The sequence below is a fragment of the Pedococcus sp. P2_A3 genome, from assembly GCF_056405035.1.
Genome location: NZ_JBFUCW010000003.1, coordinates 1 through 23077 on the forward strand (window position 1 = coordinate 1; position 23077 = coordinate 23077).

Genomic DNA, 23077 nt, shown 5'->3' on the forward strand with positions numbered 1-23077 from the left:
CCGCCCGGGTCGAGGACGGCGTCCCCGTGGACGCTGCGACAGCCGATCGGCAGCCGTTCGCCCTGTCCGCCGAGAACGCGGACCGCACCGCGACCCGCATCCAGGTCGTCGCCCCGGGGGCAGCCCGCGTGCAGCTCGTCTCGGACCTGCCGACGCTGTACCCCGACACCGCCAAGGTCGCCCTGGCGAACGGCACCACGGTCCTGACGACTGCTGCGTGGCCCGAGACAGGTTCGCCCTACCGGATTTCGACCTTCGACTCCTCGGGTGCACTCATCGGCACCTGGCCGATGCGGCTGCCCGGCAAGGACGACCCCTACGACGTGGCGCCCTAGCGGCCCTGGTTGGCCACCGCGGCGGCGGCCTCGGCAGCAGCCTCCGGGTCGAGGTACTCCCCCGGCTTGGTCGGCATGAAGTCGTCACCGAGGGTGTAGACCAACGGCTGGCCGGTCGGGATGTTGAGCGCGGCGATGTCCTCGTCGCTGATGCCGTCGAGGTGCTTGACCAGGGCGCGCAGGCTGTTGCCGTGGGCCGTGATCAGGACCGTCTCGCCGGCCTTGAGGTCGTCCTGGATGGCGCCTTCCCAGTAGGGCATCATCCGCGCGATGACGTCCTTGAGGCACTCGGTGCGGGGCACCTCGATGCCCGCGTAGCGCGGGTCGCCGCTCTGGTCGAACTCTGACCCGACCTCGATCGGCGGCGGCGGGGTGTCGAAGGAGCGGCGCCACAGCATGAACTGCTCGTCGCCGTACTTCTCGCGGGTGGCCGCCTTGTCGAGGCCCTGGAGGGCTCCGTAGTGCCGCTCGTTGAGCCGCCAGTCGCGACGCACCGGGATCCAGTGGCGGTCAGCGGCGTCGAGCGCCAGGTTGGCGGTCGTGATCGCGCGCCGCAACACCGAGGTGTGCACGACGGTCGGCAGAACTCCCTTGTCCTTCAACAGCTTTCCACCGTTGACCGCTTCCTCGCGGCCCTGGTCGTTGAGGTCGACGTCGACCCAGCCGGTGAAGAGGTTCTTGGCGTTCCAGTCGGAGTGCCCGTGGCGCAGCAGGATGAGCGTGTATGCCATGGCGCCAGCCTAGTGCCGCGCCCTCATGGCCCTGATCTCGAGCCGGTTCTGGTGCAGGGCCTCGCGCAGCTCGGGGTCGTCCATGGCGAGGTAGACCAGCCCACAGTCCTGCGGGCCGGTCGCACCGGGAAAACACAACGAGCAGGGTTCACCGGGTCGCAGGGGGCACTGCGGCATGGGCACGCGGCGGGACGAGGTCGTCACGCTCCATGGTCGCCGCCCGGGGCCAGCCGGGCGCAGGGCCGAAGGTCCCGCGGTCCAGCGGTTCCTTGGTTCCCGTGGTTCCCGTGGCGGTCAGTCGTGGTCGAGGAGTGAGCGGAACGCCTCGAGGTTGCGCAGCGACTCCCCGCGCGACACCCGCCAGTCCCACTCCTTCTGCATGCTCGTCAGGAAGCCGATCGCCAACAGCTCGTTGAAGTGCGAGTCCGCTGCGTCCAGGACCACCCCGAGCAGCTGGTCGAGGTAGTTCGCGTCGACGCCGTCGGCCGGCACCCGGCCGGTCACGTAGACGTCGCCGGCCTTGTCGATCGAGTAGGCCAACCCCGGCAGGCGCAGGTTCTTGCGCAGGAGGTAGCGGTAGAAGGCCTCGTGGTTCTCGTCGGGGTTGCGCATCACGAACGCCGACACCGACAACGCATCGCGACCCGCGACCAGCGAGACGACCGTCTTGAGCTTCTTCTCCCCGGGCAGCGTGACCACGAACTCGCCGTCCCTGGCCCCCGGCTCCCACTCGATCCCCGCCCCGGCGAGGAACTCCTCCACCACCGTGGCCAGCCCGGTCACCGGTGTCACGGAACCACCGCCGCGGGAATGCCGGCCAGCGAGCCGTTGGGTGACGGGGCGTCCTTGGTGAAGGCGCGCGAGCGGCAGGCCTCGACGTACACCTCGTACAGGCGCTCGGTCGTGCGGTCCCACCCGAAGAGGGCCGCATGCTGGATGGCCTTGCGGCTCAATGCTTCTCGTTGCTGTGGATCGAGGAGGAGGGCTTCCAGGGCGAGCGACCAGACGTGGGGGTCGTGACCGTCCACCAGGACGCCGGCCTCGCCAACGGCGGTGGGGAGGCCTCCCACGTCGGCAGCGACCACCGGTGTGCCACAGGCCTGCGCCTCGACGGCGACCAGACCGAACGACTCGGAGTGTGAGGGCACTGCGACGAGGTCGGCGGCGCGGTACCAGTCGGCCAGCTCGGCCCGTGGCACCGGCGGGACGAAGCGGACCTGGGCACTGATGCCGAGCCCCTCCGCGAGCTCCTCGAGCCCCCGGGGGTGGGCCAGCCCCGACCCCGACGGACCCCCGAGCACGGCGACCACCAGCTCTCCGGCCCAGTCCGGGTGCCTGCCGAGCAGCTCCGCGGCCGCCTTGACCAGCACCTCCGGGCCCTTGAGGGGCTGGATCCGGCCCACGAAGAGCAGCACCTTGGCGTCCTGGGGCAGGCCGACCGCGGCGCGGGCGGCACGGGGGTCGCCCGGCGAGAAGAGTGACAGGTCCACCCCGGGAGGCACGACGACCACCTTGTCGGGCTCCGCGGCATACAGGTCGATCAGCTCGTTGCGCTCGCCCAGGGTGTTGGCGATGAGGCGGTCCGCCGCCTCCACCACCTGGACCTCACCGATCTCACGGCCGGTGGGCTCGGGGGTGTCGCCCTCGGCGAGGTGTTGGTTCTTCACCCGGGCCATGGTGTGCATCGTGTGCACGAGCGGCACCTGCCACCGGTCGGCGGCGAGCCACCCAACCTGTCCCGACAGCCAGTAGTGCGAGTGCACGAGGCTGTAGTGGCCCTCCGGCTCATGGGCCCCGGTGCGCATCACCCCCGCGGCGAAGGCGCAGAGCTGGCCCGGGAGGTCGTCCTTGCCCAGACCTTCGTACGGGCCCGCCGTCACGTGGCGCACGGTGACGCCGGGCTCCATCTCCACCGTCGGCGGCAGGTCGGCCGTCGTGGTGCGGGTGAAGATCTCGACCTCCACCCCGCGCTTGGCCAGCTGGTGGGCGACCTCCACGACGTAGACGTTCATGCCGCCGGCGTCACCGGTGCCCGGCTGCTCCAACGGGGAGGTGTGGACGCTCAGCATCGCGACGCGGTCGATGCGTTCGCAGCAGCCCATGTCGCGAGTCTGCCACGCGGCCCCGAGGGCTACGACGTGGAGGTGGGGCTGTGCCGGGCCTGCGAGGAGACGGTGAGGAAGCAGCCGTCGGTCCACACGTGGATGTCGGTGCGCCCCTCCTCCCGGATGTCGACCCCGCGGGCCACCCGCTGCGGACCGACGCCGACGTCGGTGCCGAGCACGGTGGAGAAGACCGCTCGGCCCTCCACGGTGCTCGGGTCCACCCAGGCGGCCCTCTTGCGCAGGTTGATCGACGGCAGGCCGGGCCGGATGCCGACGGTCAGCGACTCGCGGTTGAGGTGCCAGACGACGCCGTCCGCACCGTTGACGGAGGCACCGATGCGCACCACCCCACCCGCCGCCTCGATGCGGATCGTCAGCGGCAGCGAACGCGAGCCGTCACTGACCGTCCCGAAGTAGCTGGCCGTGCCGGGCAGGAAGACGAGCTCCTTGATGGTGACGTTGTCGAGCTGACCGGTCACCTTCTCCTGGGTGTGCCCATCCGCGTCGGTGGTCGCACTCCCCTCGACGGCCGACAGCATCGAGCCGCCGATGACCGTCTGCAGGAGCAGCGAGCTGTCGCGGCTGACCCGCATGCCGTCGGAGTAGAGCGACACGGTCACCCCACCCCCGAGGGTCGCCACGCCCTTGGCGTCGTCCTCCACCGTGAGCAGGCCGGGGCGCACGTCGACGAAGCCCTCACCGTGGGAGACCCAGCCCGGGACGGTCGTGGCCAGACCCAGCAGGGCCAGTGCGGTCAGGGAGACGACGAGGGCGACCATGCTGCGGCTGATGTCGCGCTCCCGCCACCGCCCGGCCTGCAGGCGGAGCAGCTGCCACCTGCGCGCGCCTGGCTTCCCTGCTGGCCCGTGCACCGGGGGCCCGTGCACCGCGGGCCCGTGCACCGCGGGCCCGTTCACGGCGCGCCGCCTCGCGGTGCATCAGCCAGCGAGGCGAACCCGTCGAGCAACCGGTCGACCGACCACCGCAGCTGCGCCTCCCCGACCCGGGCGGCGGCAGCGTCGCGGGTGGCGGCGGTCAACGGGTGGGTCTCGGCCGGCACGAGCTCCAGCGCGGCCCGTCGGCCGGCGATGCGCTCCGCCTCCGGGGTGAGGGGCACGGTCCCCTCGGTCTCTGCCATGGCCAGCGCGGCAAAGCCGATCACCTGCACGATCAACGCGTATGCCGCGCGGCTGGCCTGCGCGGCCGGCAGCCCCGCCCGGGTCAGCTCGCGGAGCAGGCCCTCGCCGAGCTCCATCGCCTGGGGTCCGTCCATGGGAGTGTTCATGAACAGCTGTGCCGCTCCCGGATGACGGACGAGCGCTGCGTGCACGTCGAGGCACAGGCCCCTGATCCGCGACTGCCAGGTGCCGCGGGCCCCTCGCGCCGGCACCTCGGCGAGCACCGACTCGACGACCAGGCGCTCGAGGTCCTCACGGCTGCGCACGTAGGTGTAGAGGGCGTTGGGGTTGATGCCCAGCTCGGTGGCCACCGAGCGCACCGAGAGACCTGCGGCGCCGCGCTCGTCCAGCACCCGCAGGGCGGTCTCGGCGACCTGCTCTGTGCTGAACCCGCGGCGCGTCGAAGGCTTCTTCGGCGCGGGAGGTGACATGCGCCCACTGTACACCGTACAGTCGCCTGTACGGTGTACAGTAGAAGGCCGGTCACCCGGCCCCGCCAGTCAGCCCCTCGCCCCCCTCCCCGACGTGTGGCCCCCAGTGCCTCACCAGACACCCGTATGCCGGGCCCGGTGCCACACCCGTGGCCACCAGTGCGCGGGCCTAGGCTTCGGCTCGTGGCTCGGCAGCGCCCGGTGGGCACCATCACCCGCGGCACCACCAACCCCAACCGGCTGCGTCGGGTCGACCGCTGGCTCGCCGGCCCGCAGGCCTGGCGACTGAGGCGGTCGGAGGCAGTGCCGGTAGTGGTCGACCTCGGCTACGGCGCCTCGCCGGTCACGGCGGTCGAGCTGCACGACCGACTGACGAAGGTGCGGCCCGACCTCCAGGTCGTGGGCATCGAGATCGAGCCCGACCGGGTCGCCCTCGGCCGGCCGCTCGAGCGCGACGGGCTGTCGTTCCGGCTCGGCGGCTTCGAGGTGCCCCTGGACGGTCGCGACGCCACCATCGTGCGGGCCTTCAACGTGCTGCGACAGTACGACGAGTCGGAGGTGGCGGACGCCTGGGCCACCATGCAGCAGCGGTTGACCGCCACCGGGCTCCTCGTCGACGGCACCTGCGACGAGCTGGGGCGGCGCAGCGCCTGGATCGCCGTCGACCGGACCGGCCCCCTGTCGCTCAGCCTGTCCTGGCGGCTGCGCGGGCTGGACCGACCCTCCGACATCGCCGAGCGCCTCCCCAAGGCCCTCATCCACCGCAACATCGAAGGCGAGCCGGTGCGCGACTGGCTGCGCGCGCTGGACCGGGCCTGGCTCCGGTCGGCCCACCACGCCAGCTTCGGGGTGCGCCAACGCTTCCTGGCGGCCGTCGAGGCCGTGCGCGACGAGGGGTGGCCGGTCGCCGACGGACCGTCCCGGTGGCGGCTCGGCGAGGTCACCGTCGACTGGTCGGCCGTCGCCCCGGACGCCGCCACGCGGCATACCTCACCCTGAGGGCGAGGGGTCAGCCCTCGCGGGCGTAGTCGTCCTCGAGGCGCACGATGTCGGCCTCGTCGAAGTCGCCGTAGGCGATCTCCAGCAGGCGTCCGGACCGGTCACCCCGGTTGGCCATGCGGTGGACGGCCTGGCAGGGCACCCAGACGGCCTCACCGGGCTGTGCGGCCCAGGTGCGGTCACCCACCGTCACCTCGATGGGCACGTCGAGCACCTGCCAGAACTCGCCACGGTGGTCGTGGGTCTGCAGGGAGAGCCGGTGGCCGGGCTCGACCGTGATGATCTTGACGGTGACCCGCTCGTTCGAGACGAACTGCTGGAACTGCCCCCAAGGCCGGTGCTGGGTGAAGACGCCGTCGCGCGGGTCGGCCAGGTCCGCGACGTCGCGGTCCGTCCCGCGTCCTTCGCTCACCACGGTCCGTACGGTCCCATGTGCTGGCCACCGCGACCGCCACTGACCTGCCGCAGAGCGGGACGCACGTCCGCGAGGTAGATGCCCGCGGCCACCACGGCGATGAGGCCGATGGAGAAGGTCAGCTGGCTCCCGATCGAGACGAAGCCGAGCAGGACGGCGACCGCGAGGACGATCGTCCAGAACTGCTTGGTGCGCTTGCCTGCCGCCACGAAGGCGTCCGGACGGTGCCGCACTGCATCGACGAGCGCGAACACCTCGGCAGCGAAGGCGGCGAAGCCCAGCAGCAGGGTGATGATGCCCTGAGCGGTGAACAGTCCGTTGAACATGAGGACAGCCTAAGGGTCAGGAGACACCGACACGCTCACGCGTCGACGACGAGCGTGACGGGACCGTCGTTGACGAGTGCCACCTCCATCATCGCCCCGAACCGCCCCGTCGCCACCTCGATCCCCCGGCCCCGCAGGGCCGCCACGACCGCGTCGACGAGCGGCTCGGCCACCGCGCCCGGCGCCGCGGCTCCCCACGACGGCCGCCGACCCTTGCGGGTGTCGGCGTAGAGCGTGAACTGGCTGACCACCAGGACCGGCGCGCCCTCGTCGGCGACGGACCGCTCGTCGCGCAGGATCCGCAGGTCGCCGATCTTGCGGGCGAGCGCCACGGCCTGTGCCGGTCCGTCGTCGTGCGTCACCCCGACGAGCGCCAGCAGCCCCGGGCGGCCGATCGACCCGACCACCTCACCGTCGACGGTGACCGACGCGCTGGTCACCCGTTGCAGGACGGCACGCACGGGTCAGAGGTTGACGGCGACGATGGCACCGACGGGTTCGCCGTGCCCCAGCACCGGGGAGTGCTCGAGCTGCGCCAGGGCAGCCGACTCGACCCCGAGGCGCCGCAGGGCCGCGGCGAGGATGACCGGCTTGGCCCGGGGGTAGCCGTCGGCGACCTTGACGGCGACGCCGCGCCCGTCGGCCAGCCCGACGGCATACACCGACTCGGCGCCGTCCTTGGCGATCAGTCCGGGCGTGGCCTCGATGAGCGCCGTGACGTCGCGCCCCGTGCCCCCGAGGTAGGCCGGGTTGCCGCGGATCGCGTCGGCGACCTCGGCCTCGTGGGTTCCCGGCTCGGCGGAGGCCATCCGGCCGAACGCGCGCGCGAGCCCGGCGAGGGTGACCGCCATGACGGGCGCCCCGCAGCCGTCGACGGCGACCGCGGTGATCTCGTCGCCGGTCAGCTCGGCCAGGGTCTGCGAGATGGCCTGCTGCAGCGGGTGCGCGGGGTCGCGGTAGGTCGCGGTGTCCCACCCGTTGACGACGCAGGTGACCAGCATCGCGGCGTGCTTGCCGGAGCAGTTCTGCGTGATCGGCAGCTTGCCGCCACCCGCCCGGAGAACGGCCTCACGGGCCTCCTCGTTCACGGGGTAGTCCGGGGTGTTCTGGAGCGCGCCCTCGTCGAGCCCCACGGAGGCGAGCATCTCGCGCACGGCGGCCACGTGGAAGTCCTCGCCCGAGTGGCTGGCGGACGCGAGCGCGAGGTGGGCGGCCGGCATGCGCAGGCCGGCGCGCACCATCGCCAAGGTCTGCACCGGCTTGTTGGACGACCTCGGGAAGATCGGGTCGTCGACGGCGCCCAGTGCCAGCAGGTGGCTCCCGTCGGGCGCCGTGGCGACCACGCTCGCGCGGTGGGCCGACTCCACGAAGCCGCCCCGCACGTAGTGGGCGAGGACCGGGGCCTGGTCGAGGGCGGGAGGGGTCTGGGTATGCGGCGTGCTCACCGTCCGAGCCTAGCCACCCACCGACCGTCGCCCACGTCCCACCTTGATCGGGCCCAGGGACAAGGTCGGCCTCCACCCCGGAAAGGATCTCGGGTGAGGCCGAACGGTTCCGGCGTGGAACACGTCGGCCACGACAGGCAAACGGCCCCCTCCCGGATCACGGGAGAGGGCCGAATGGCTGGGGGCGAGGCGTCAGTCGCCGACCTTCTTGGCGGCAGCGGTGCTGGCCTTCTTGGTGGCGGTGGCGGTCTTCTTCGCGCTGGTGGTCGCGCCCTTGGTGGCGGACTTGGTCGCGGCGGCGCGCTTCTTGGTGGTCGTCGCGGTGCGCTTGGCGGCGGTGCGGGTCGCGGTCGCGGCCTTGGTGACGGCCTGGCTGGCCTCGGTGGCCTCCACGGCGACGGAGTCGACGATCGCGTCGGCGACGACGACGGTCTGCTTGCGACCGGTGGTCAGCGTGGCCTTGGCCGAGCGCTGGATGTCGGTCGCGGACTTGCGCACCGTGGTGACGGCACCCTTGCCGAGGGCGAAGGTGGCCTCGGCCTGCGCGATGAGGTCCTTGGTCGACTTCTGGGTGCGGACGCGCTTGACGAGCTTCTCACCGCGGGCGGCGACGGTCTCGTAGGTCTCCTGCGCCTTGCCGGCGATCTCGAGGCCGCGGTTGAGCGCCAGGGCCGGGAGCTCCTGCGCCTGCTCGGCGGCTTCGGTCACGCGCGCCTGGGCCTTGGCCTGGAGCTTCGTGGCGTCGAGGTCGATGCGGACCGCGGTGGCCTTGAGGCGGGCGTCGCGGACCTTCTCCACCGCGAGGTCGGTCAGGCCGACGGCGGCGAACACGGGAGTGGTGTCGATGACGTTCTTGCGGATGTCGGCAACGATGGCCATGTCATGCTCCTTGTTTGCGAGGGGTTTTGGTGGTCTTGGTGGTCTTGGTGGCGGTCGAACGCCTGCGGGTCGGTGCCTTCTCGGTGCCCACGAACGAGTCGTAGATGTCGAGGAGCGCGGCCTTCTGGCGATCGGTGAGCTGCGGGTCGGCGCCGATGGCGGCCCTGGTGTCGACGGCCGCACCGTGGGACGCCGGGGCGTCGCCGTGCCGCTCGTCGAGGATCCCGGCCCTGACGTAGAGCGACTCCGCGGAGACCTCGAGGCCCTTGGCGAGCTGCTGGAGGATCTCGGCACTGGGCTTCTTCAACCCGCGCTCGATCTGGGAAAGGTAGGGGTTGGACACGCCGGCGAGCTCGGAGAGCTGGCGCAGCGAGAGCCGGGCGGACTGACGCTGCTCCCGCAGGTAGTCACCCAGGTTGTTGCCGCCCAGCGGCCCCAACGGAATTCTGCTCATACCCCCAGTGTGCTTGCTTTAGTTAGCAGAATGCAAACTGGAGGCAGCGTGTTCCCCATCACACGGCATACATCCACCCACCATCCACCCGGTCCCATCCCTCTCGGGCAACCCGATAAAAGGGGGGGTATGGCGCGCGGCCGGGTCAGCCGCGGTCCTTGACGCCGAGCATGGCGCGGGCGTCCGCCGTCGACAGGGCGGGGCGTTGCATCACCTCGGCGAGGTGCGCGGCGCGCTCGACGAGCTGGGAGTTGTGCTCCACCGGCACGCCCCGCGCGTAGACGACGTTGTCCTCCATGCCGACGCGCAGGTGACCGCCCGCCGCGAGCGCCGCGGMAGCGACCGGGAGGTGGCTTCGTCCGATGCCGGTCGCCGACCACGAGGTGACCTCGGGCGGCAGCATCGCGACCCCGGCGAGCAGCGCCGCGGGCGTGCCCGGCATACCTCCTGGCACCCCGGTGACGAAGTCGACGTGCACCTTGTCCCCGAACGGAAGGCCGTGGGCGTCGATGAGGCGCGCCAGCGACGCCACGTGCCCGAGCTCGAAGAGCTCGAACTCCGGCACCACCTCGCGCTCCTGGGCCTGCACGTAGAGATCGGACATGAAGCCGTAGGGGTTGAGGAAGACGTCATCACCGAAGTTGGTCGTGCCGCAGGTGAGGCTGCACGAGTCGGGCTCGGCGTCCAACACCGTCAGCCGCTGGTCGAGCGGGTCGTGCACGCTGCCCCCGGTGGACAGCTGGATGACCAGGGAGGTCTGCTCGCGAAGCGCATCGACTGCTGCCTTGAGGTGTGCGTGGTCGAGCGTCGGGCGGTGCTCGCCGTCCCGGATGTGGAGGTGGATCATGGCCGCGCCCGCGGCCTCGCAGGCGACCGCAGTCTCGACGAGCTCGTCGAGGGTGGTCGGCAGCTGCGGGAAGTCTGCCTTCGCCAGCTCGGCGCCCGTGGGCGCGACGGTGATGAGGGTGCCGGTCGTTGTGGAGCCTTTCGACAGCTGCATGGCCGACATCATGGCAGCAGCGCGGCCGGGCCCGTGCGGGGCCAGCGATGCTAGGGGGCGACGACCACGACCTGGCTCGCGCTCACGCCTGCGACGTCGAGGACCTCGTCGACCGGGGTGTTGCGCTTGACCAGTGCCAGCCCGATCGGGCCGTCCTCGAAGTGCCGCGCCACCGACGTGAGGTGACCGACCTGCCGGTCGCCGGCCAGGACCGCCGACCCGCGCTCGGGGAGCGTGTGGCCGGAGCCGTCGAGGTGGAGGAAGACGAGGCGGCGTGGCGGTCGGCCGAGGTTGTGCACCCGCGCGACGGTCTCCTGCCCGCGGTAACAACCCTTGTGGAGGTGGACGGCGGTGCGCAGCCAGTCGACCTCGTGGGCGATGGTGCGGTGGTCGGTCTCGAACCCGAGTCGCGGACGCCAGGCCTCGACGCGCAGCGCCTCACTGGCCCACGTGCCGGCCAGGTCACGGTCGCCGACCACCTCGGCCAGTGCCGCGCGCGGCACCAGCACCTCGCGCCACGCGCGCCCCAGCGCGGGGTGCCCGTCCACCGGACCGTATGCCGCGGTGTCACCGACCAGGTCGGGCCACGGGTCGCGCCACGCGAGGAGCTCACCGGGCTGGGACTCGGAAGCCGAGGGCTCACCGAGGACCGCCCACTCGGACGTCACGTCGGCCACCTCGACCCGGAGCATGAACCGCATGGAGTTGAGCCAGGTGGTGAGCGCCGCGGACTGCCCGGGCTCGGTCGTGATCCAGGCCGTCTCGCCGTCGTCGACCAGGTGGAGGTTGTGCTCGACGTGACCCTTGGGGGTGAGCACCAGCGCCTCGCGTGACTGGCGCGGGGGCAGCCCGGTCAGCTGCTGGCTGGTGATCGAGTGCAGCCAGGAGAGGCGGTCGGGGCCGGAGACCGTCACGACGCCGCGGTGCGACAGGTCGACGACCGCCAGGCCTTCGGTGATGAGGCGCTGCTCGCGCAGCGGGTCTCCGTAATGGGCAGCGACACCGGCGTCGGGGCCGTCGCCCTCGACGGCGCCGTGACGGTCGAGGAGCACCGACCGGACGGGCGTGGACGCCACCGGGTCGGTCGTCGTGCCTAGCGCGTCGCGCATGTGCTGCACTCTCCGTGGATCGCCATGTGTGTCACGTCAGCAACAAAGCCCGAACCTGCCAGAACATTCCCCGCGAAGCCCTCGGCGTACTCCTTGGGGCACTCCTGCACCCTGCCGCAGGTCCGGCACACGAGGTGGATGTGGGTCGCGTGGTCGGCCAGGTGGTAGCTCGGCGCGCCGTGGTCGAGGTGGGTGTGGCCGACGATCGCCAGCGACTCGAGGGCCTCGAGCGCGCGGTAGACGGTCGACGGCGCCAACGCCGGGCCGCCGTCCTCGGCGACCCCTGCGACGACGTCCTCGGGAGTCGCGTGGCCCAGTCGAGCGACGGCGTCGAGCACCCGCTGGCGCTGGGGCGTCATCCGCCGCCCCTGGGCCCGCAGCTGTTCGCCAACGTCCGGTCGCACGACGACACTGTACGTCGCGCGACGTAGGTCGGGATCGGCGCGACCTACCTACACTTGGTGGGTGCTGGACCAGTTCGAGACCATCGAGACCGCCCCCGCGGCGGAACCGCCACGCCGCCGACGACTGCGGCGCACCATCGGCATCGTGGTTGCCGTCGTCATCCTCCTCGTCCTCGGCGGTGGTGCGAGCTACCTCGCCTTCCTCAACCACACGGTCACCACGAACGTGAAGCACGAGGCCCTGCTCCCCACACCGGGGGTCGACGGCGCGACCGACGCCCCGACCGTTGCCCCGGCGGCCAAGGGAGCCCAGAACATCCTCATCATCGGCTCGGACGCCCGTGCGGGGCTGGCCGGTGCCCGGTCCGACGTCATCGTCCTCGTGCACGTGGCCAGCGACCGCAAGACGGTCACGCTGGTGCACTTCCCCCGCGACCTCTGGGTCTCGGTGCCTGGCCACGGCAAGGACAAGATCAACGCGGCCTTCGCGTACGGCGGCGCCCCGCTGCTCGTCCGGACCCTGCAGGACCTCGTGGGGGTGCCGATCGACCACGTCGCACTCGTGGGCTTCGAGGGCTTCAAGAACATGACGGACGCGGTCGGTGGGGTGAACGTCTACGCCGAGCAGGCCAGCAACAGCCGCGGGTACGCCTTCCACAAGGGCTTCAACCAGATGAGCGGTGCGGCGGCGCTCGCGTTCGTCCGCGAGCGCAAGCAGCTCAGCGAGGGCGACATCTCCCGGGGACGGCGCCAGCAGGCGTTCATCAAGGCCCTCATGCTCAAGTCGCTGAGCAAGGACGTGCTCGCCAACCCCATCACGCTCGCGCAGTTCGTCGACGCCGGTACCTCGAACCTCACGGTCGACAACGGGTTCAGCGTCGCCGAGATGCGCAGCGAGGCGTTCGCCCTGCGCAACCTGCGGGGCAAGGACATCGCGTTCGTGACCGCTCCGTTCAGCGGTTTCGGCACCTCACCCGGCGGGGCGTCCATCGACGTCGTCGACGAGTCGGGGATGAAGGCGTTGGGCGCCGCGTTGCAGGCCGACGCGATGAGCAAGTACCAGGACAAGACCCACACGCCCTAGCCCACGTCCGGCGTGGGCGCCGGCGTCAGGGCTTGCCGAGCGCGCGCACCACCGCGGGCAGGGCGCCCATGATCTGGGCCGTCATGTCCTCGAACACCCGGGTGGGACGGCGGTAGGGGTCCACCACATCGGCGTCGTCGCCGGCGAGCGGGGCACCCATGCCGCGCTGCCCGGTGGCCAGGGCCACGACGCGGACGAGGTGGTCGCGGGGGTGCACCCCGCCGTCGAGGGCGTCGGCCAACTCGTCGTCGCTCAGCCCCGAGGCGAGGTGGGCGAACTCCCGGAAGGTGAACGTGTAGCGAACTGCCTTGGGGTGCAACGTCATCACCTTGCTGCGGTGCGCCCGGGTGGCGGTGAGCACCAGGTCTGCGTCGGCGACCATCTCGCTGGTGAGGTCGCGCGCGCGAAAGCCGTCCGCGGCATACCCGTTGGCCTCCAACAGCGAACGCGCCTGGTCCTCCATGGGGTGGCCCGCGAGGGCGCCCGTGCCGGCGCTCGAGACCTCGACCCCGCCAGGACCCCACGAGCGGTCGAGCTCGGCCTGCAAGGCACGCTCGAGGAACGGCGAGCGGCAGATGTTGCCGGTGCAGACCGTCAGGACCCGCCCCGGGGTCGGCGCCATGGCCGAGACCTAGCCGACGCGCTTGAGCTCGGCCGAGAGGTGGCTCTGGATGGGTTGGCCGACGGCGGCCATGTCCATCGCCCACATCAGGTTCGAGTTCACCAGGCCGTAGAGGCGGCTCGCGGCGTTGTACTCCTTGGCGTGCGGGCTGCGCAGGACCCCGTCGGTGCGCAGCTCGATCTTGGCGGGCTCGGCCTTGCCGTAGTAGAGCTCCACGATCCCCGTCGGGTGGGCCAGCAGCAGCTCGACCTCGCCGTCGTCGAACGGGCGCCAGAAGCCCACCTCGGTGGCCAACGGGCGGACCTTCTCGCCGGCCTCGTCGAGCAGCCACGTGCGGCTGTGCCACTCGAGGAACGGCCGGCCGTCGTGGGTCACCTCGAGCTCCTGGCCGAAATGGGCCGACTCGATGGTGGGGTAGCCGACCACGCCCGCGCCCTCCCAGCGGCCGATCAGCCAGGCGAGGGGGGCGAGCGCACGGGGGAGGTCGGGGTCGAGGGTGAACTGCATCAGCGGGGCGTCTTCACCAGGCGGTAGACGACGAATCCCGCGAACCAGGTGATCACCACGGCCGTCAGGGCGAGCAGGGAGATGTAGAACGTGTGCACGCGCCAGATCGTAGCCTGTGCGACATGACTGCCTCCCGCGCGCTCGTCGTCAAGGTCACCTGTGGCACCGAGTCACTCGAACGCCTCAACCAGGCCTTCACCGTCGCCGCGACCGCCGTGGCGAGTGGGGTGCGGGTCAGCCTGTGGCTCACCGGCGAGGCCTCGTGGATGGGGGTGCCCGGCCGGGCCGAGGAGGTCGAGCTCGCGCACGCCGCCGACCTGGCCGACCTGCGCGACGCCGTGCTGGAGTCCGGGACGCTGACGGTGTGCGGGCAGTGCGCCGCCCGGCGGGACCTCAGCCAGGCCGACCTCCTCGACGGCGTCATCATCCGGGGAGCCGCGGCCTTCGTCGAGGAGGTCACCGCCGAGGGCGCCCAGGCCCTCGTCTACTGAGCCTGAAGTGGGCCAGCACGGACTCCGGGTATGCCGGGCGGTCCCCGCGCCGCCCAGGGGGCGGGGAGAGGGGGCCGGTCAGGCGAAGAGAGGTGACGTCACGACGGCATAGGCGACGACGCCGACCAGCAGCGACGAGGTCGCCGCCACGGCGAGCTGGGCGCGGGGCATGGCCGTCGCGGGCAGCGGCGCGAGGACCCGCCGGGTGGCGTGCGAGATGGCGGCAGCGAGCAGGCCGAGCAGGGCAGCCGGGGCGGGCATCGGATCTCCTGCGATCAGGGATACCACCAGCGCCGCTGCTCCGCCGACCACCATCGCGATGAAGAGCGCCCACTTCCTCAGCCGCGGGATCGAGACGCAGGGGTCGGCCAGGGCACCGAGGCCCAGGCCGGCCATGGTGGCGGCGAGGGCGTGCTCACCGGCCAGGGCGTGCGGGATGGGGGCGAGGGCGGTCCCCGCGGAGATGATCGCCAGGCCCGACGTCGTGGCGGCGACCGACTCGGTGAGGCGTGGGCGGCCGTCACGGCGCATCAGCTGGTGCAGGAAGCCGACGATGACGCTGACCGCGAGCGCGGCGGGCATCCACTTGAGGTAGGGGTCCTCACGGGTCGCCAGGGCCGTGCCGGTCATCAGGACCGTGCCGATCGCCAGGACCGCGCTCGTCCCCCGGGGGCTGGGCAGGCTCAGCAGCAGCGGCCACCCCCACGCCAGCACGAAACCGGCGAGCGCGACCGCGAGCGCCACGAACTGGGGGCTGGCGTACCCCGTCAGGGCGACGAGGGCGGCGAACGCAATGGTCGCCGCGATCGACAGCGGGCGGGCCAGGAGGGCGCGGCGCGGGAGAGCCGGCTTCGGGGTCTGCGCGTGGGCTCGGCGCTCCCGCCGGGTCAGCGGGACGGCAGGGTTCGGAGCCTGCTCGGGGACGTCGGACACAAGGGGCATCCTCGCATCACCCCCCGGCGAAGGGAGGCAGGACCTCGAGCACCGACCCGTCCGGGAGGTCGTGGTCGCGGTGCGCGGCCCGCCCGTCGAGCAAGAGCGTGCTGACCGCCGTCACCGCGGCCAGACCGGGGTGCAGCCCGTCGACGGTGGCGACGGCGTCCGCGACGGTCCGGCACCCCCGGACCACGTCGGACTCCACGCCTGCGGCCGCCCTGGCACCCGCCCAGTAGCGGACGGTGACCGTGGCGACGTCGTCCTCACGCGGCATACCCACGCTCCTCTCGCGAGATGGCTCTCATCGTGGGACAAGGGTCTCACCATGTGTTCACACCCCCGGAAGGGGCCCACCACCCGTATCCTTTCAAGGCATGGCCCGTCTGCTGCTGCTGACCAACGCCTTGGCGCCGAGCGCCGAGGTGCTGCCGGCACTGGGCCTGCTGACGCACCACGTGCGCATCATCCCCGCGGAACCGACGGCGCTGGTCGACGCGCCACCCTGTGACGCGGTGCTCCTCGACGCACGTCGCGACCTCGCCGTGGCCCGCTCACTGTGTCGGGTGCTGCGCGCGACCGGGATGTCGGTGCCGCTGATCGCCATCCTCACCGAGGGTGGCCTGGCCGGCATCACGACCGAGTGGGGCGTCGACGAGGTGCTCCTCGAGTCGGCCGGACCCGCCGAGGTCGAGGCCCGGTTGCGGCTCGCCGCTGGTCGCCTCCAGGACACCCAGGAGCCGGAGGACGTCCAGATCACCTCGGGCGAGGTCACCATCGACGAGGCGACCTACTCCGCCCGGGTCCGCGGCCGGCTGCTCGACCTGACCTACAAGGAGTTCGAGCTCCTCAAGTACCTCGCCCAGCACCCGGGTCGCGTCTTCAGCCGCGCCCAGCTCCTCCAGGAGGTGTGGGGCTACGACTACTACGGCGGCACGCGCACGGTGGACGTCCACGTGCGGCGACTGCGCGCCAAGCTCGGCTCCGAGCACGAGGTGCTCATCGGCACCGTGCGCAACGTCGGCTACCGCTTCGTGCTGGCCGAGGAGACGCAGACCGACGACGTCCGCGCCTGAAAGTCGACGCACGAAAAGTCGACGCCTGACAGTCGACGCCCGAAAGTCCTTGCGCAGCAAGCCTGCCCGGCACGCACCGAGCCGCCCCTCCCGTTTCCGCGAGGGGCGGCTCTGCCGTTGCGTATGCCGCGTGGCGGCGTGCCGCTTGGCTCAGGACCCGTGGATCAGTTCTTGGTGATCCGGGTCTCGGCGACGGGGCTGTACGGCGAGCTCGCCTGCAGGTAGTTCGCGAAGGCGTCGATGTCGAGCCCACCGAAGAACCGACCGGTGCCGTCCCGGAAGCCGGGCAGGCCGTCGCCACCGTCTGCGACGAAGTTGTTCGTCACGATCCGGTAGGTCGCGGTGTCGCTGATCGGGGTGTTGTTCAGCGTGACCGGGCCGAGGACCCGGCTCCCTGTGGCGTCGCTGTAGCTGTAGGCGAAGCCCTTGGACACCTGGAGGATGACCGGGCGGGCGACAGAGTTGGGCGAGGTCTTCGTGCCGCCGTTCCACTGCTCGAGCAGGATCTCCTTGATCTGGGCCCCGGTCAGCGTCATCGAGACGAGGTAGTTGTTGAACGGCTGGACCGAGAACGCCTCCTCGTAGGTGACCGCACCCGGCGCCTCGCCCCAGGGGGAGTTGGCGTAGGTGAGGTTGGTGCGGATGCCACCGGGGTTCATGAAGGCGATCACCGGGACGTCACCGTTGGTCACCACGGACGGGTCGGCGAGCTGGCCGTCGGCGATCAGGTCGCCGAGCTTGGACTCGCCACCGGCGTTGGACGACGTGGTGATGTCGCTGGTGATGGTGCCGAGGACCCGGCTGGCGACCGGGGCGATGAGCTTCTTGTAGTCGGTGATGATCTTGGTCTGCGCCGCGTCCTTGAACTGCGGTTCACGGGTCACGATGACGTTGCTGCCCGCGACCGAGCTCCGCACGATGTCCTGGGTGCGACGGTCGAAGGTCAGGTTGGTCTCGGTGACGAGCCGCCCGAACGACGAGGCCGAGGTGACCAGGCGGGGCTGGCCGGACGGGTCGGGGATGCTGCAGACATAGGGCGTGTGGGTGTGGCCGCTGATGATCACGTCGATCTGCGAGGACAGTCGCTGGGCGATCGGGATGATCGGGCTGGCCGGGACGTTCAGACCCGTGCTGGTGCCGGTGGGGCAGGCCGAGTCGAACTTGTTCTCCAGGCCGCTGAGGTGCGCGGTGCTGGCGGTGCGGGCGGGCACGCCACCCTGGTGGATGAGGACGACGATGGCCTTGACGCCCTCGGCCTCGAGCTGCGGGACCAGGGCGTTGGCGGTGTCCACCTCGTCGGTGAACTCCAGGCCCTCGATGCCTGACGCGGTGACGATGTTCGGGGTGTCCTTGAGCGTCATGCCGATGAAGCCGACCTTGGCGCCCTTGAAGTTCTTGACCCACGTGGCGGGCAGGATCGTCTGGCCGGTCGCCTTGTAGCGGACGTTGGCGGCCAGGATCGGGAAGTTCGCGCCCGTGAAGGTCTTGCCACCGGGGCAGGAGTCCTGGTTCGCCGCACCGTTGCCGTCCGGCAGGCAGCCACCGTTGGCCAGCCGCTGGAGTTCCTTGTAGCCCTCGTCGAACTCGTGGTTGCCCACGGCCGTGACGTCGAGACCCAGGCTGTTCATCGCCTCGATGCTGGGCTCGTCGTGGAACGCGGCCGACAGCAGCGGCGACGCCCCCACGATGTCACCGGCGGCGACGGTCGCGGTGTACGGGTGACCCACACGCAGCGCCTTCAGGTGCCCGGCGAGGTACTCCACGCCGCCGGCGTTGACCGTCTGCGGCGTCGCCGTGTAGGTCGTGACGCCGGTGTTCGGGTTGGTCGTCGACGACTCGGTGTAGGTGTCCGAGGTGATGATCCGACCGCTCGAGCCGGCCGGCGGCTCGAGGTTGCCGTGGAAGTCGTTGAACGACAGGAGCTGGATGTCGATCGTCGGACCGTTGGAGGCGGCGGAGGATGTGCCACCGGTGAACGCTGCGCCGGTGGCCGCGAGGGCGGCCACCGCCACGACGCTGGAGATGCGCCGAGTGCGGGAAGAGGTCATGAATGCGTCCTTGTGCGGGAGGAGGTACCGGCGGTAGCCGGACTCGTGCACGCTAACCGTGGATCCGCCGTTAGGGAAGATGCATGGTCCAATGCTTGTCGTGCCGAAATCTCCCGTCCGCCTTGCTGACACCCTGACGTCCGCCGAGGTCACCCGCGTCCGCGAGATCCAGGCGGCGGCGACCGCCGCCGACGGCGTCAGTCCGTTGTCCGAGCAGACCGTGCTCTCCCTCGCCGCCCCGAGCGGCCGGGTCCGCCACCTCCTCGGGTATGCCGCGGAGCGGCTCACCGGGTACGCGCAGCTGGACAGTCCCTCCGAGCCGTCGGCCTCGGGCGAGCTCGTGGTCGATCCCTCGGCGCGGCGGGAGGGCATCGGCCGAGCACTGGTTGACGCCCTGCTCGACGCGGCCCCGGAGGCGCGCGTCTGGTCCCACGGGCAGCTGCCCGCCGCGCAGGCCCTCGCGGCCTCTGTCGGGCTGGAGGCGGTGCGTGAGCTGCACAAGATGGCACGACCGCTCGGCGCGGCCGACCTCGAGCCGGCTGCGTCAGCACTGCCCGAGGGCTTCACCGCGCGGGCCTTCGAGCCGGGCCGCGACGAGCAGGCGTGGCTCGACACCAATGCGGCCGCCTTCGCCCACCACCCGGAGCAGGGGCGGCTGACCCTCGCCGACCTCGAGGAGCGGATGGCCCAGCCGTGGTTCGACGCGGCCGGGTTCATCCTCGTCGAGGCGGACGGCTCCCCCGGTGAGGTCGCGGCCTTCCACTGGACCAAGGTCGATCCCGAGCAGCGCTCGTCCGTGGACCCGACCCTGCCCGCCGGGCGGGCCCACGGCGGGGCGGGTCGCGAAGCGACCCTGCCCGCCGGGGAGGTGTACGTGGTGGGGGTGCACCCGGCATACCAGGGACGGGGGCTGGGGCGGCCCGTGACGGCGCTCGGGCTGGCCCACCTGGCCGGGCTCGGCCTGCCCGAGGTGGTCCTCTACGTCGACGGTGACAACCAGGCAGCGATACGCACTTACACGGGGCTCGGTTTCCGCAGCATCATGGTGGATGTGATGTATTCGCGCGCTGTTCACCGAGCACTGTCAGGATGACTCCATGAGCGTGACCACCCGTCCCACGGACGACAACGAGATCTTCGACGGTGACGAGGCCGGGCACGAGATCTCGATCGCCAGCGCGCAGCCGCGCGCCTCCAACGGACGCTTCATGCGGATCGTCAACGCGACCGGCGGACAGGACGAGAGCGGCCTCCCCACGGACCGGTTCCTCGACCGTGAGATCTCGTGGCTGCAGTTCAACGAACGGGTGCTCCAGCTCGCAGCCGATGAGACGGTGCCGCTGCTCGAGCGCGCCCGGTTCCTCGCGATCTTCACCTCGAACCTCGACGAGTTCTTCATGGTCCGGGTCGCCGGCCTCAAGCGACGCATCGCGACCGGCCTTGCGGTCCGTTCGGCCTCCGGGCTGGAGCCACGCGAGGTGCTGGAGCAGATCTCGCTCGTCGCCCACGAGCTGCAGGCCATGCAGACGGCGGTCTACAAGGAGAAGGTGCAGCCCGCTCTCGAGGACGAGGGCATCTCGATCGTCCGCTGGGACGAGCTCAGCGACCCCGAGCGCACCTTGCACTCGCAGCTGTTCGCCGATCGGGTCTTCCCGGTGCTGACGCCGCTGGCCGTCGACCCGGCCCACCCGTTCCCCTACATCTCCGGGCTGTCGCTCAACCTCGCGGTCGTGCTGGTCAACCCCAAGACCGGCAAGGAGCACTTCGCCCGGGTCAAGGTGCCGCCGCTGCTGCCACGCCTGCTGCACATCGAACCCGAGAGCGGCGAGCCGTCGACCTCCGACCTGTTCAGCACCCGGTTCGTGCCGCTCGAGGACGTCATCGCCGCCCACCTCGACATGCTCTTCCCCGGCATGGAGGTGCGGGAGCACTTCACCTTCCGGGTCACCCGCAACGAGGACCTCGAGGTCGAGGAGGACGACGCCGAGAACCTCCTGACGGCGCTCGAGAAGGAGCTCACCCGGCGCCGGTTCGGGCCGCCCGTCCGGCTCGAGGTCGACGAGACCATCGACGACCACGTGCTCGACATGCTGGTGCGCGAGCTAGGGGTCAACGACAGCGAGGTCTACCGACTGCCGGCCCCGCTCGACCTGCGCGGGCTCAACCTCGTCGCCGACCTCGAGCGCTCCGACCTGCGCTACCCGCCCTTCCGTGGGCAGATGCACCCCGACCTGGCGCCGGCCGAGAGCTCGAAGGCCTCGGAGATCCTGCCCATCGTCCGCGACAAGGACGTGCTGCTCCAGCACCCCTACGACTCGTTCTCGACGTCGGTGCAGGCGTTCATCGAGCAGGCTGCCGCCGACCCCCACGTGCTCGCGATCAAGCAGACGCTCTACCGCACGAGCGGCGACTCCCCGATCATCGATGCCCTCATCGACGCGGCCGAGTCGGGCAAGCAGGTGTTGGCGATCGTGGAGATCAAGGCGCGGTTCGACGAGAAGAACAACATCTCGTGGGCCCGCAAGCTGGAGCACGCCGGGGTTCACGTCGTCTACGGCATGGTCGGGCTCAAGACGCACGCCAAGCTCTGCATGGTGGTCCGCGAGGAGCAGGACGGCAGCCTGCGCCGCTACTGCCACATCGGCACCGGCAACTACAACGGCAAGACCGCACGGCTCTACGAGGACTTCGGCCTGCTGACCTCTGACCCGCAGGTGGGCGAGGACCTCGCGCGGCTGTTCAACCAGCTCTCCGGCTTCGCCCCGCGCAGCAAGTTCAAGCGGTTGCTCGTGGCCCCCCGGTCGGTTCGCTCCGGCCTGCTCGAACGGATCGAGGCCGAGGTGGAGCACGCCGAGGCCGGGGGCAAGGGCCTGGTCCAGCTCAAGGTGAACTCGATCGTGGACGAGCAGCTCATCGACGCGCTCTACCGCGCCTCGCAGGCTGGCGTCCACGTCGACATCTGGGTCCGCGGCATCTGCGCCCTGCGTCCGGGTGTGGAGGGACTGTCCGAGAACATCGAGGTCCACTCCGTCCTGGGCCGGTTCCTCGAGCACTCCCGCGTCTTCCTCTTCGGGGGCGGTGGCGAGCCGGAGGTCTACATCGGGAGCGCCGACATGATGCACCGCAACCTCGACCGGCGGGTCGAGGCACTGGTGCGCATCGCCGACCCCAAGCACATCGCCGACCTCCAGGCCGTGCTGGCCCGGGGCATGAGCGACGACTACGCCCACTGGCGGCTGACTGGCGACGGGCGCTGGACGAGGGTCAACACGGCCGAGGACGGTGAGCCGCTCGCCGACCTGCAGAGCGCGATGATCGAGATGCACGCCAGGCGTCGTCGCAAGGCCCGCCGCCGTTGACGGCCCCGATCCCTGCCGCGGGCACCGTCCCATGGCGTCGACGGCGCGGTCAGCTCGAGGTGGCGCTGGTGCACCGTCCCAAGTACGACGACTGGTCGTGGGCCAAGGGCAAGCTCGACCCCGGCGAGGAGTGGCCAGTCGCCGCCGTGCGTGAGACGCACGAGGAGACCGCGCTGTCCGTCGGCCTGGGGCGCCCGTTGCCGGGGGCCGAGTACACCGTGCTCGATGGTGCCGGGCAGCCGGCCACCAAGGAGGTCCGCTACTGGGCGGCCGAGGCCACCAGCCCCGCGGGCCCGTTGCAGAACGAGATCGACGAGGTGCGCTGGCTCGATGTCATCGCTGCCTCCGACCGGCTCGACTACGCCCGCGACCGCGACCAGCTCCGGGCCATCGTCCGCGCCGACAAGGCCGGGACGCTGACCACCTGGCCCCTTGCCCTCGTCCGGCACGCGCACGCGGTGGGGCGGGGCTCGTGGGCCGACGACGACCAGCAGCGCCCCCTGGACGCCACCGGGGTGGAACGCGCCGGGGTCATCGCCGAGATCCTCGCGGCATACGGCGTGCGTCGACTGGTCAGCTCACCCTCGGTGCGCTGCGCCGACACCCTCCGCCCCTACGCGGCACAGATCGGCGCGTCGCTGCGCACCAAGGACGGCCTGAGCGAGGAGGGGTATGCCGCGGAGCCGGCCCGCGCGTCGCGGCACCTCGGCCGGCTCGTGGAGCGAGGCACGCCGGCGGCGCTCTGCAGCCACGGCCCGGTCCTCCCGGACCTGCTCCAGGCCCTGCTCGCCCTGGTGGACCCCAGCGAGCCCGAGGCCGACCTCGCCGCCGCCTCGCTGCGCGACGCCGCGGCCGACAAGATGGGCAAGGGCGAGGTCCTGGTCACCCACCTCGTCGGCAGCGGCGAAGGGGCTCGAGTGGTCGCCGTCGAGCGCCACCTTCCCCCGTCCTGACCGCCCGCTGACCAGCCGTTCACCCAGTGCATCCCCTGGGGTCGGTGCGACGACGTCGAATGTCTGACTGGTGTTCACCGTGCGTTCACCCTGCACGGGCCACTGCGTCACTCTCCCTGCCTACCTTCGGGGCGTCGGGTACGTATGCCCGCCCCTGATTTCCCATCCCTGAAGTTTCTGTGGAGAGGTTTGA

The 23077-nt window shown here is 71.3% G+C and carries 28 protein-coding genes; 8 read left to right on the forward strand and 20 right to left on the reverse strand.

Translation table 11 applies throughout. The features are described 5' to 3' along the window. Window positions 1-335: hypothetical protein (locus AC1DX8_RS03305; protein ID WP_477628481.1), on the forward strand; the 335-nt coding region annotated here is incomplete at its 5' end. Here the strand turns inward: AC1DX8_RS03305 and AC1DX8_RS03310 are convergent. The 6 genes from AC1DX8_RS03310 to AC1DX8_RS03335 all read right to left on the reverse strand — a co-directional run bounded on the left by AC1DX8_RS03310 (window position 332) and on the right by AC1DX8_RS03335 (window position 4780). After that, on the reverse strand, window positions 332-1066 hold the full coding sequence (locus AC1DX8_RS03310; RefSeq protein WP_477628482.1) for a phosphoglyceromutase: 735 nt from the start codon (window positions 1064-1066) through the stop codon (window positions 332-334). The two genes, AC1DX8_RS03305 and AC1DX8_RS03310, sit on opposite strands and share 4 nt — an antisense overlap. A 9-nt stretch (window positions 1067-1075) precedes the next feature. Then, window positions 1076-1270, reverse strand: coding sequence for a DUF6767 domain-containing protein (locus tag AC1DX8_RS03315; RefSeq protein WP_477628483.1), 195 nt, complete (start codon window positions 1268-1270; stop codon window positions 1076-1078). 90 nt (window positions 1271-1360) lie between these two features. Next, window positions 1361-1858 carry a YbjN domain-containing protein gene (locus AC1DX8_RS03320; protein ID WP_477628484.1) on the reverse strand — a complete coding sequence of 166 codons (498 nt, stop codon included), beginning with the start codon at window positions 1856-1858 and terminating at the stop codon, window positions 1361-1363. Then, window positions 1855-3168, reverse strand: a complete 1314-nt coding sequence (mshA, locus tag AC1DX8_RS03325; protein ID WP_477628485.1) for a D-inositol-3-phosphate glycosyltransferase — start codon at window positions 3166-3168, stop codon at window positions 1855-1857. Before mshA ends, AC1DX8_RS03320 begins: the two co-directional genes overlap by 4 nt. Before the next feature lie 29 nt (window positions 3169-3197). Continuing rightward, a complete protein-coding gene (locus AC1DX8_RS03330) occupies window positions 3198-4088 on the reverse strand; it encodes a hypothetical protein (RefSeq protein WP_477628486.1) in 891 nt (296 codons plus the stop codon). Beyond that, a complete protein-coding gene (locus tag AC1DX8_RS03335; RefSeq protein ID WP_477628487.1) occupies window positions 4085-4780 on the reverse strand; it encodes a TetR/AcrR family transcriptional regulator in 696 nt (231 codons plus the stop codon). Before AC1DX8_RS03335 ends, AC1DX8_RS03330 begins: the two co-directional genes overlap by 4 nt. Before the next feature lie 183 nt (window positions 4781-4963). On the opposite strand from AC1DX8_RS03335, the gene AC1DX8_RS03340 reads away from it, so the two are divergent. After that, window positions 4964-5779: a class I SAM-dependent methyltransferase gene (locus AC1DX8_RS03340; RefSeq protein WP_477628488.1), complete on the forward strand. Its 816-nt coding sequence runs from the start codon at window positions 4964-4966 to the stop codon at window positions 5777-5779. 10 nt (window positions 5780-5789) lie between these two features. Here AC1DX8_RS03340 and AC1DX8_RS03345 read toward each other — a convergent pair whose 3' ends face one another. The 9 genes from AC1DX8_RS03345 to AC1DX8_RS03385 all read right to left on the reverse strand — a co-directional run bounded on the left by AC1DX8_RS03345 (window position 5790) and on the right by AC1DX8_RS03385 (window position 11811). Next, complete coding sequence (locus tag AC1DX8_RS03345) at window positions 5790-6191, reverse strand: phosphomannose isomerase type II C-terminal cupin domain (RefSeq protein WP_477628489.1); 402 nt, start codon at window positions 6189-6191, stop codon at window positions 5790-5792. Then, the gene (locus tag AC1DX8_RS03350; protein WP_477628490.1) at window positions 6188-6520 is read right to left on the reverse strand and encodes a DUF2516 family protein; all 333 of its coding nucleotides are present in this window, start codon (window positions 6518-6520) and stop codon (window positions 6188-6190) included. The genes AC1DX8_RS03345 and AC1DX8_RS03350 overlap by 4 nt, the downstream gene beginning before the upstream one ends. A gap of 35 nt (window positions 6521-6555) precedes the next feature. Further along, the gene (gene dtd / locus AC1DX8_RS03355) at window positions 6556-6981 is read right to left on the reverse strand and encodes a D-aminoacyl-tRNA deacylase (protein WP_477628491.1); all 426 of its coding nucleotides are present in this window, start codon (window positions 6979-6981) and stop codon (window positions 6556-6558) included. 3 nt (window positions 6982-6984) lie between these two features. Continuing rightward, window positions 6985-7965: an asparaginase gene (locus tag AC1DX8_RS03360; protein ID WP_477628492.1), complete on the reverse strand. Its 981-nt coding sequence runs from the start codon at window positions 7963-7965 to the stop codon at window positions 6985-6987. A 192-nt stretch (window positions 7966-8157) separates the two neighbouring features. After that, window positions 8158-8844, reverse strand: a complete 687-nt coding sequence (locus AC1DX8_RS03365) for a hypothetical protein (RefSeq protein ID WP_477628493.1) — start codon at window positions 8842-8844, stop codon at window positions 8158-8160. 1 nt (window position 8845) lies between these two features. Next, entirely contained in the window at window positions 8846-9298 is a 453-nt protein-coding gene (locus AC1DX8_RS03370) for a helix-turn-helix domain-containing protein (protein ID WP_477628494.1), read from the reverse strand. Window positions 9299-9443: 145 nt separating this feature from the next. Beyond that, entirely contained in the window at window positions 9444-10298 is an 855-nt protein-coding gene (locus AC1DX8_RS03375; protein WP_477628495.1) for a beta-keto acid cleavage family enzyme, read from the reverse strand. A 50-nt stretch (window positions 10299-10348) separates the two neighbouring features. Further along, entirely contained in the window at window positions 10349-11407 is a 1059-nt protein-coding gene (gene ygfZ / locus AC1DX8_RS03380) for a CAF17-like 4Fe-4S cluster assembly/insertion protein YgfZ (protein WP_477628496.1), read from the reverse strand. Continuing rightward, on the reverse strand, window positions 11392-11811 hold the full coding sequence (locus tag AC1DX8_RS03385) for a Fur family transcriptional regulator (RefSeq protein ID WP_477628497.1): 420 nt from the start codon (window positions 11809-11811) through the stop codon (window positions 11392-11394). The genes ygfZ and AC1DX8_RS03385 overlap by 16 nt, the downstream gene beginning before the upstream one ends. A gap of 61 nt (window positions 11812-11872) precedes the next feature. Here AC1DX8_RS03385 and AC1DX8_RS03390 point away from each other — a divergent pair, with 61 nt between their 5' ends. Next, window positions 11873-12895 carry an LCP family protein gene (locus tag AC1DX8_RS03390; protein ID WP_477628498.1) on the forward strand — a complete coding sequence of 341 codons (1023 nt, stop codon included), beginning with the start codon at window positions 11873-11875 and terminating at the stop codon, window positions 12893-12895. Between the two features lie 25 nt (window positions 12896-12920). Here AC1DX8_RS03390 and AC1DX8_RS03395 read toward each other — a convergent pair whose 3' ends face one another. After that, entirely contained in the window at window positions 12921-13517 is a 597-nt protein-coding gene (locus tag AC1DX8_RS03395) for an arsenate reductase/protein-tyrosine-phosphatase family protein (RefSeq protein WP_477628499.1), read from the reverse strand. Window positions 13518-13526: 9 nt separating this feature from the next. After that, entirely contained in the window at window positions 13527-14024 is a 498-nt protein-coding gene (locus tag AC1DX8_RS03400) for a heme-binding beta-barrel domain-containing protein (RefSeq protein ID WP_477628500.1), read from the reverse strand. Window positions 14025-14146: 122 nt separating this feature from the next. Between AC1DX8_RS03400 and AC1DX8_RS03405 the strand changes: the two genes are divergently transcribed. Next, window positions 14147-14515: a DsrE family protein gene (locus tag AC1DX8_RS03405; RefSeq protein WP_477628501.1), complete on the forward strand. Its 369-nt coding sequence runs from the start codon at window positions 14147-14149 to the stop codon at window positions 14513-14515. 78 nt (window positions 14516-14593) lie between these two features. On the opposite strand, the gene AC1DX8_RS03410 is transcribed toward AC1DX8_RS03405, so the two are convergent. Together AC1DX8_RS03410 and AC1DX8_RS03415 are read right to left on the reverse strand one after the other, a co-directional pair. After that, window positions 14594-15448: a hypothetical protein gene (locus AC1DX8_RS03410; RefSeq protein ID WP_477628502.1), complete on the reverse strand. Its 855-nt coding sequence runs from the start codon at window positions 15446-15448 to the stop codon at window positions 14594-14596. Window positions 15449-15464: 16 nt separating this feature from the next. Then, window positions 15465-15725, reverse strand: coding sequence for a MoaD/ThiS family protein (locus AC1DX8_RS03415; protein ID WP_477628503.1), 261 nt, complete (start codon window positions 15723-15725; stop codon window positions 15465-15467). Between the two features lie 100 nt (window positions 15726-15825). Between AC1DX8_RS03415 and AC1DX8_RS03420 the strand changes: the two genes are divergently transcribed. Beyond that, window positions 15826-16524, forward strand: coding sequence for a winged helix-turn-helix transcriptional regulator (locus AC1DX8_RS03420; RefSeq protein ID WP_477628504.1), 699 nt, complete (start codon window positions 15826-15828; stop codon window positions 16522-16524). A 164-nt stretch (window positions 16525-16688) separates the two neighbouring features. On the opposite strand, the gene AC1DX8_RS03425 is transcribed toward AC1DX8_RS03420, so the two are convergent. Beyond that, window positions 16689-18572, reverse strand: a complete 1884-nt coding sequence (locus tag AC1DX8_RS03425) for a bifunctional metallophosphatase/5'-nucleotidase (protein WP_477628505.1) — start codon at window positions 18570-18572, stop codon at window positions 16689-16691. A gap of 100 nt (window positions 18573-18672) precedes the next feature. On the opposite strand from AC1DX8_RS03425, the gene mshD reads away from it, so the two are divergent. From mshD to AC1DX8_RS03440, 3 genes are read left to right on the forward strand one after another with little or no spacing between them, the layout of a single operon-like run. Further along, the gene (gene mshD, locus AC1DX8_RS03430; protein WP_477628506.1) at window positions 18673-19665 is read left to right on the forward strand and encodes a mycothiol synthase; all 993 of its coding nucleotides are present in this window, start codon (window positions 18673-18675) and stop codon (window positions 19663-19665) included. Between the two features lie 4 nt (window positions 19666-19669). Beyond that, window positions 19670-21931: an RNA degradosome polyphosphate kinase gene (locus AC1DX8_RS03435; protein WP_477628507.1), complete on the forward strand. Its 2262-nt coding sequence runs from the start codon at window positions 19670-19672 to the stop codon at window positions 21929-21931. After that, window positions 21928-22884, forward strand: coding sequence for an NUDIX hydrolase (locus AC1DX8_RS03440; RefSeq protein ID WP_477628508.1), 957 nt, complete (start codon window positions 21928-21930; stop codon window positions 22882-22884). Before AC1DX8_RS03435 ends, AC1DX8_RS03440 begins: the two co-directional genes overlap by 4 nt. Window positions 22885-23077: the final 193 nt, after the last annotated feature.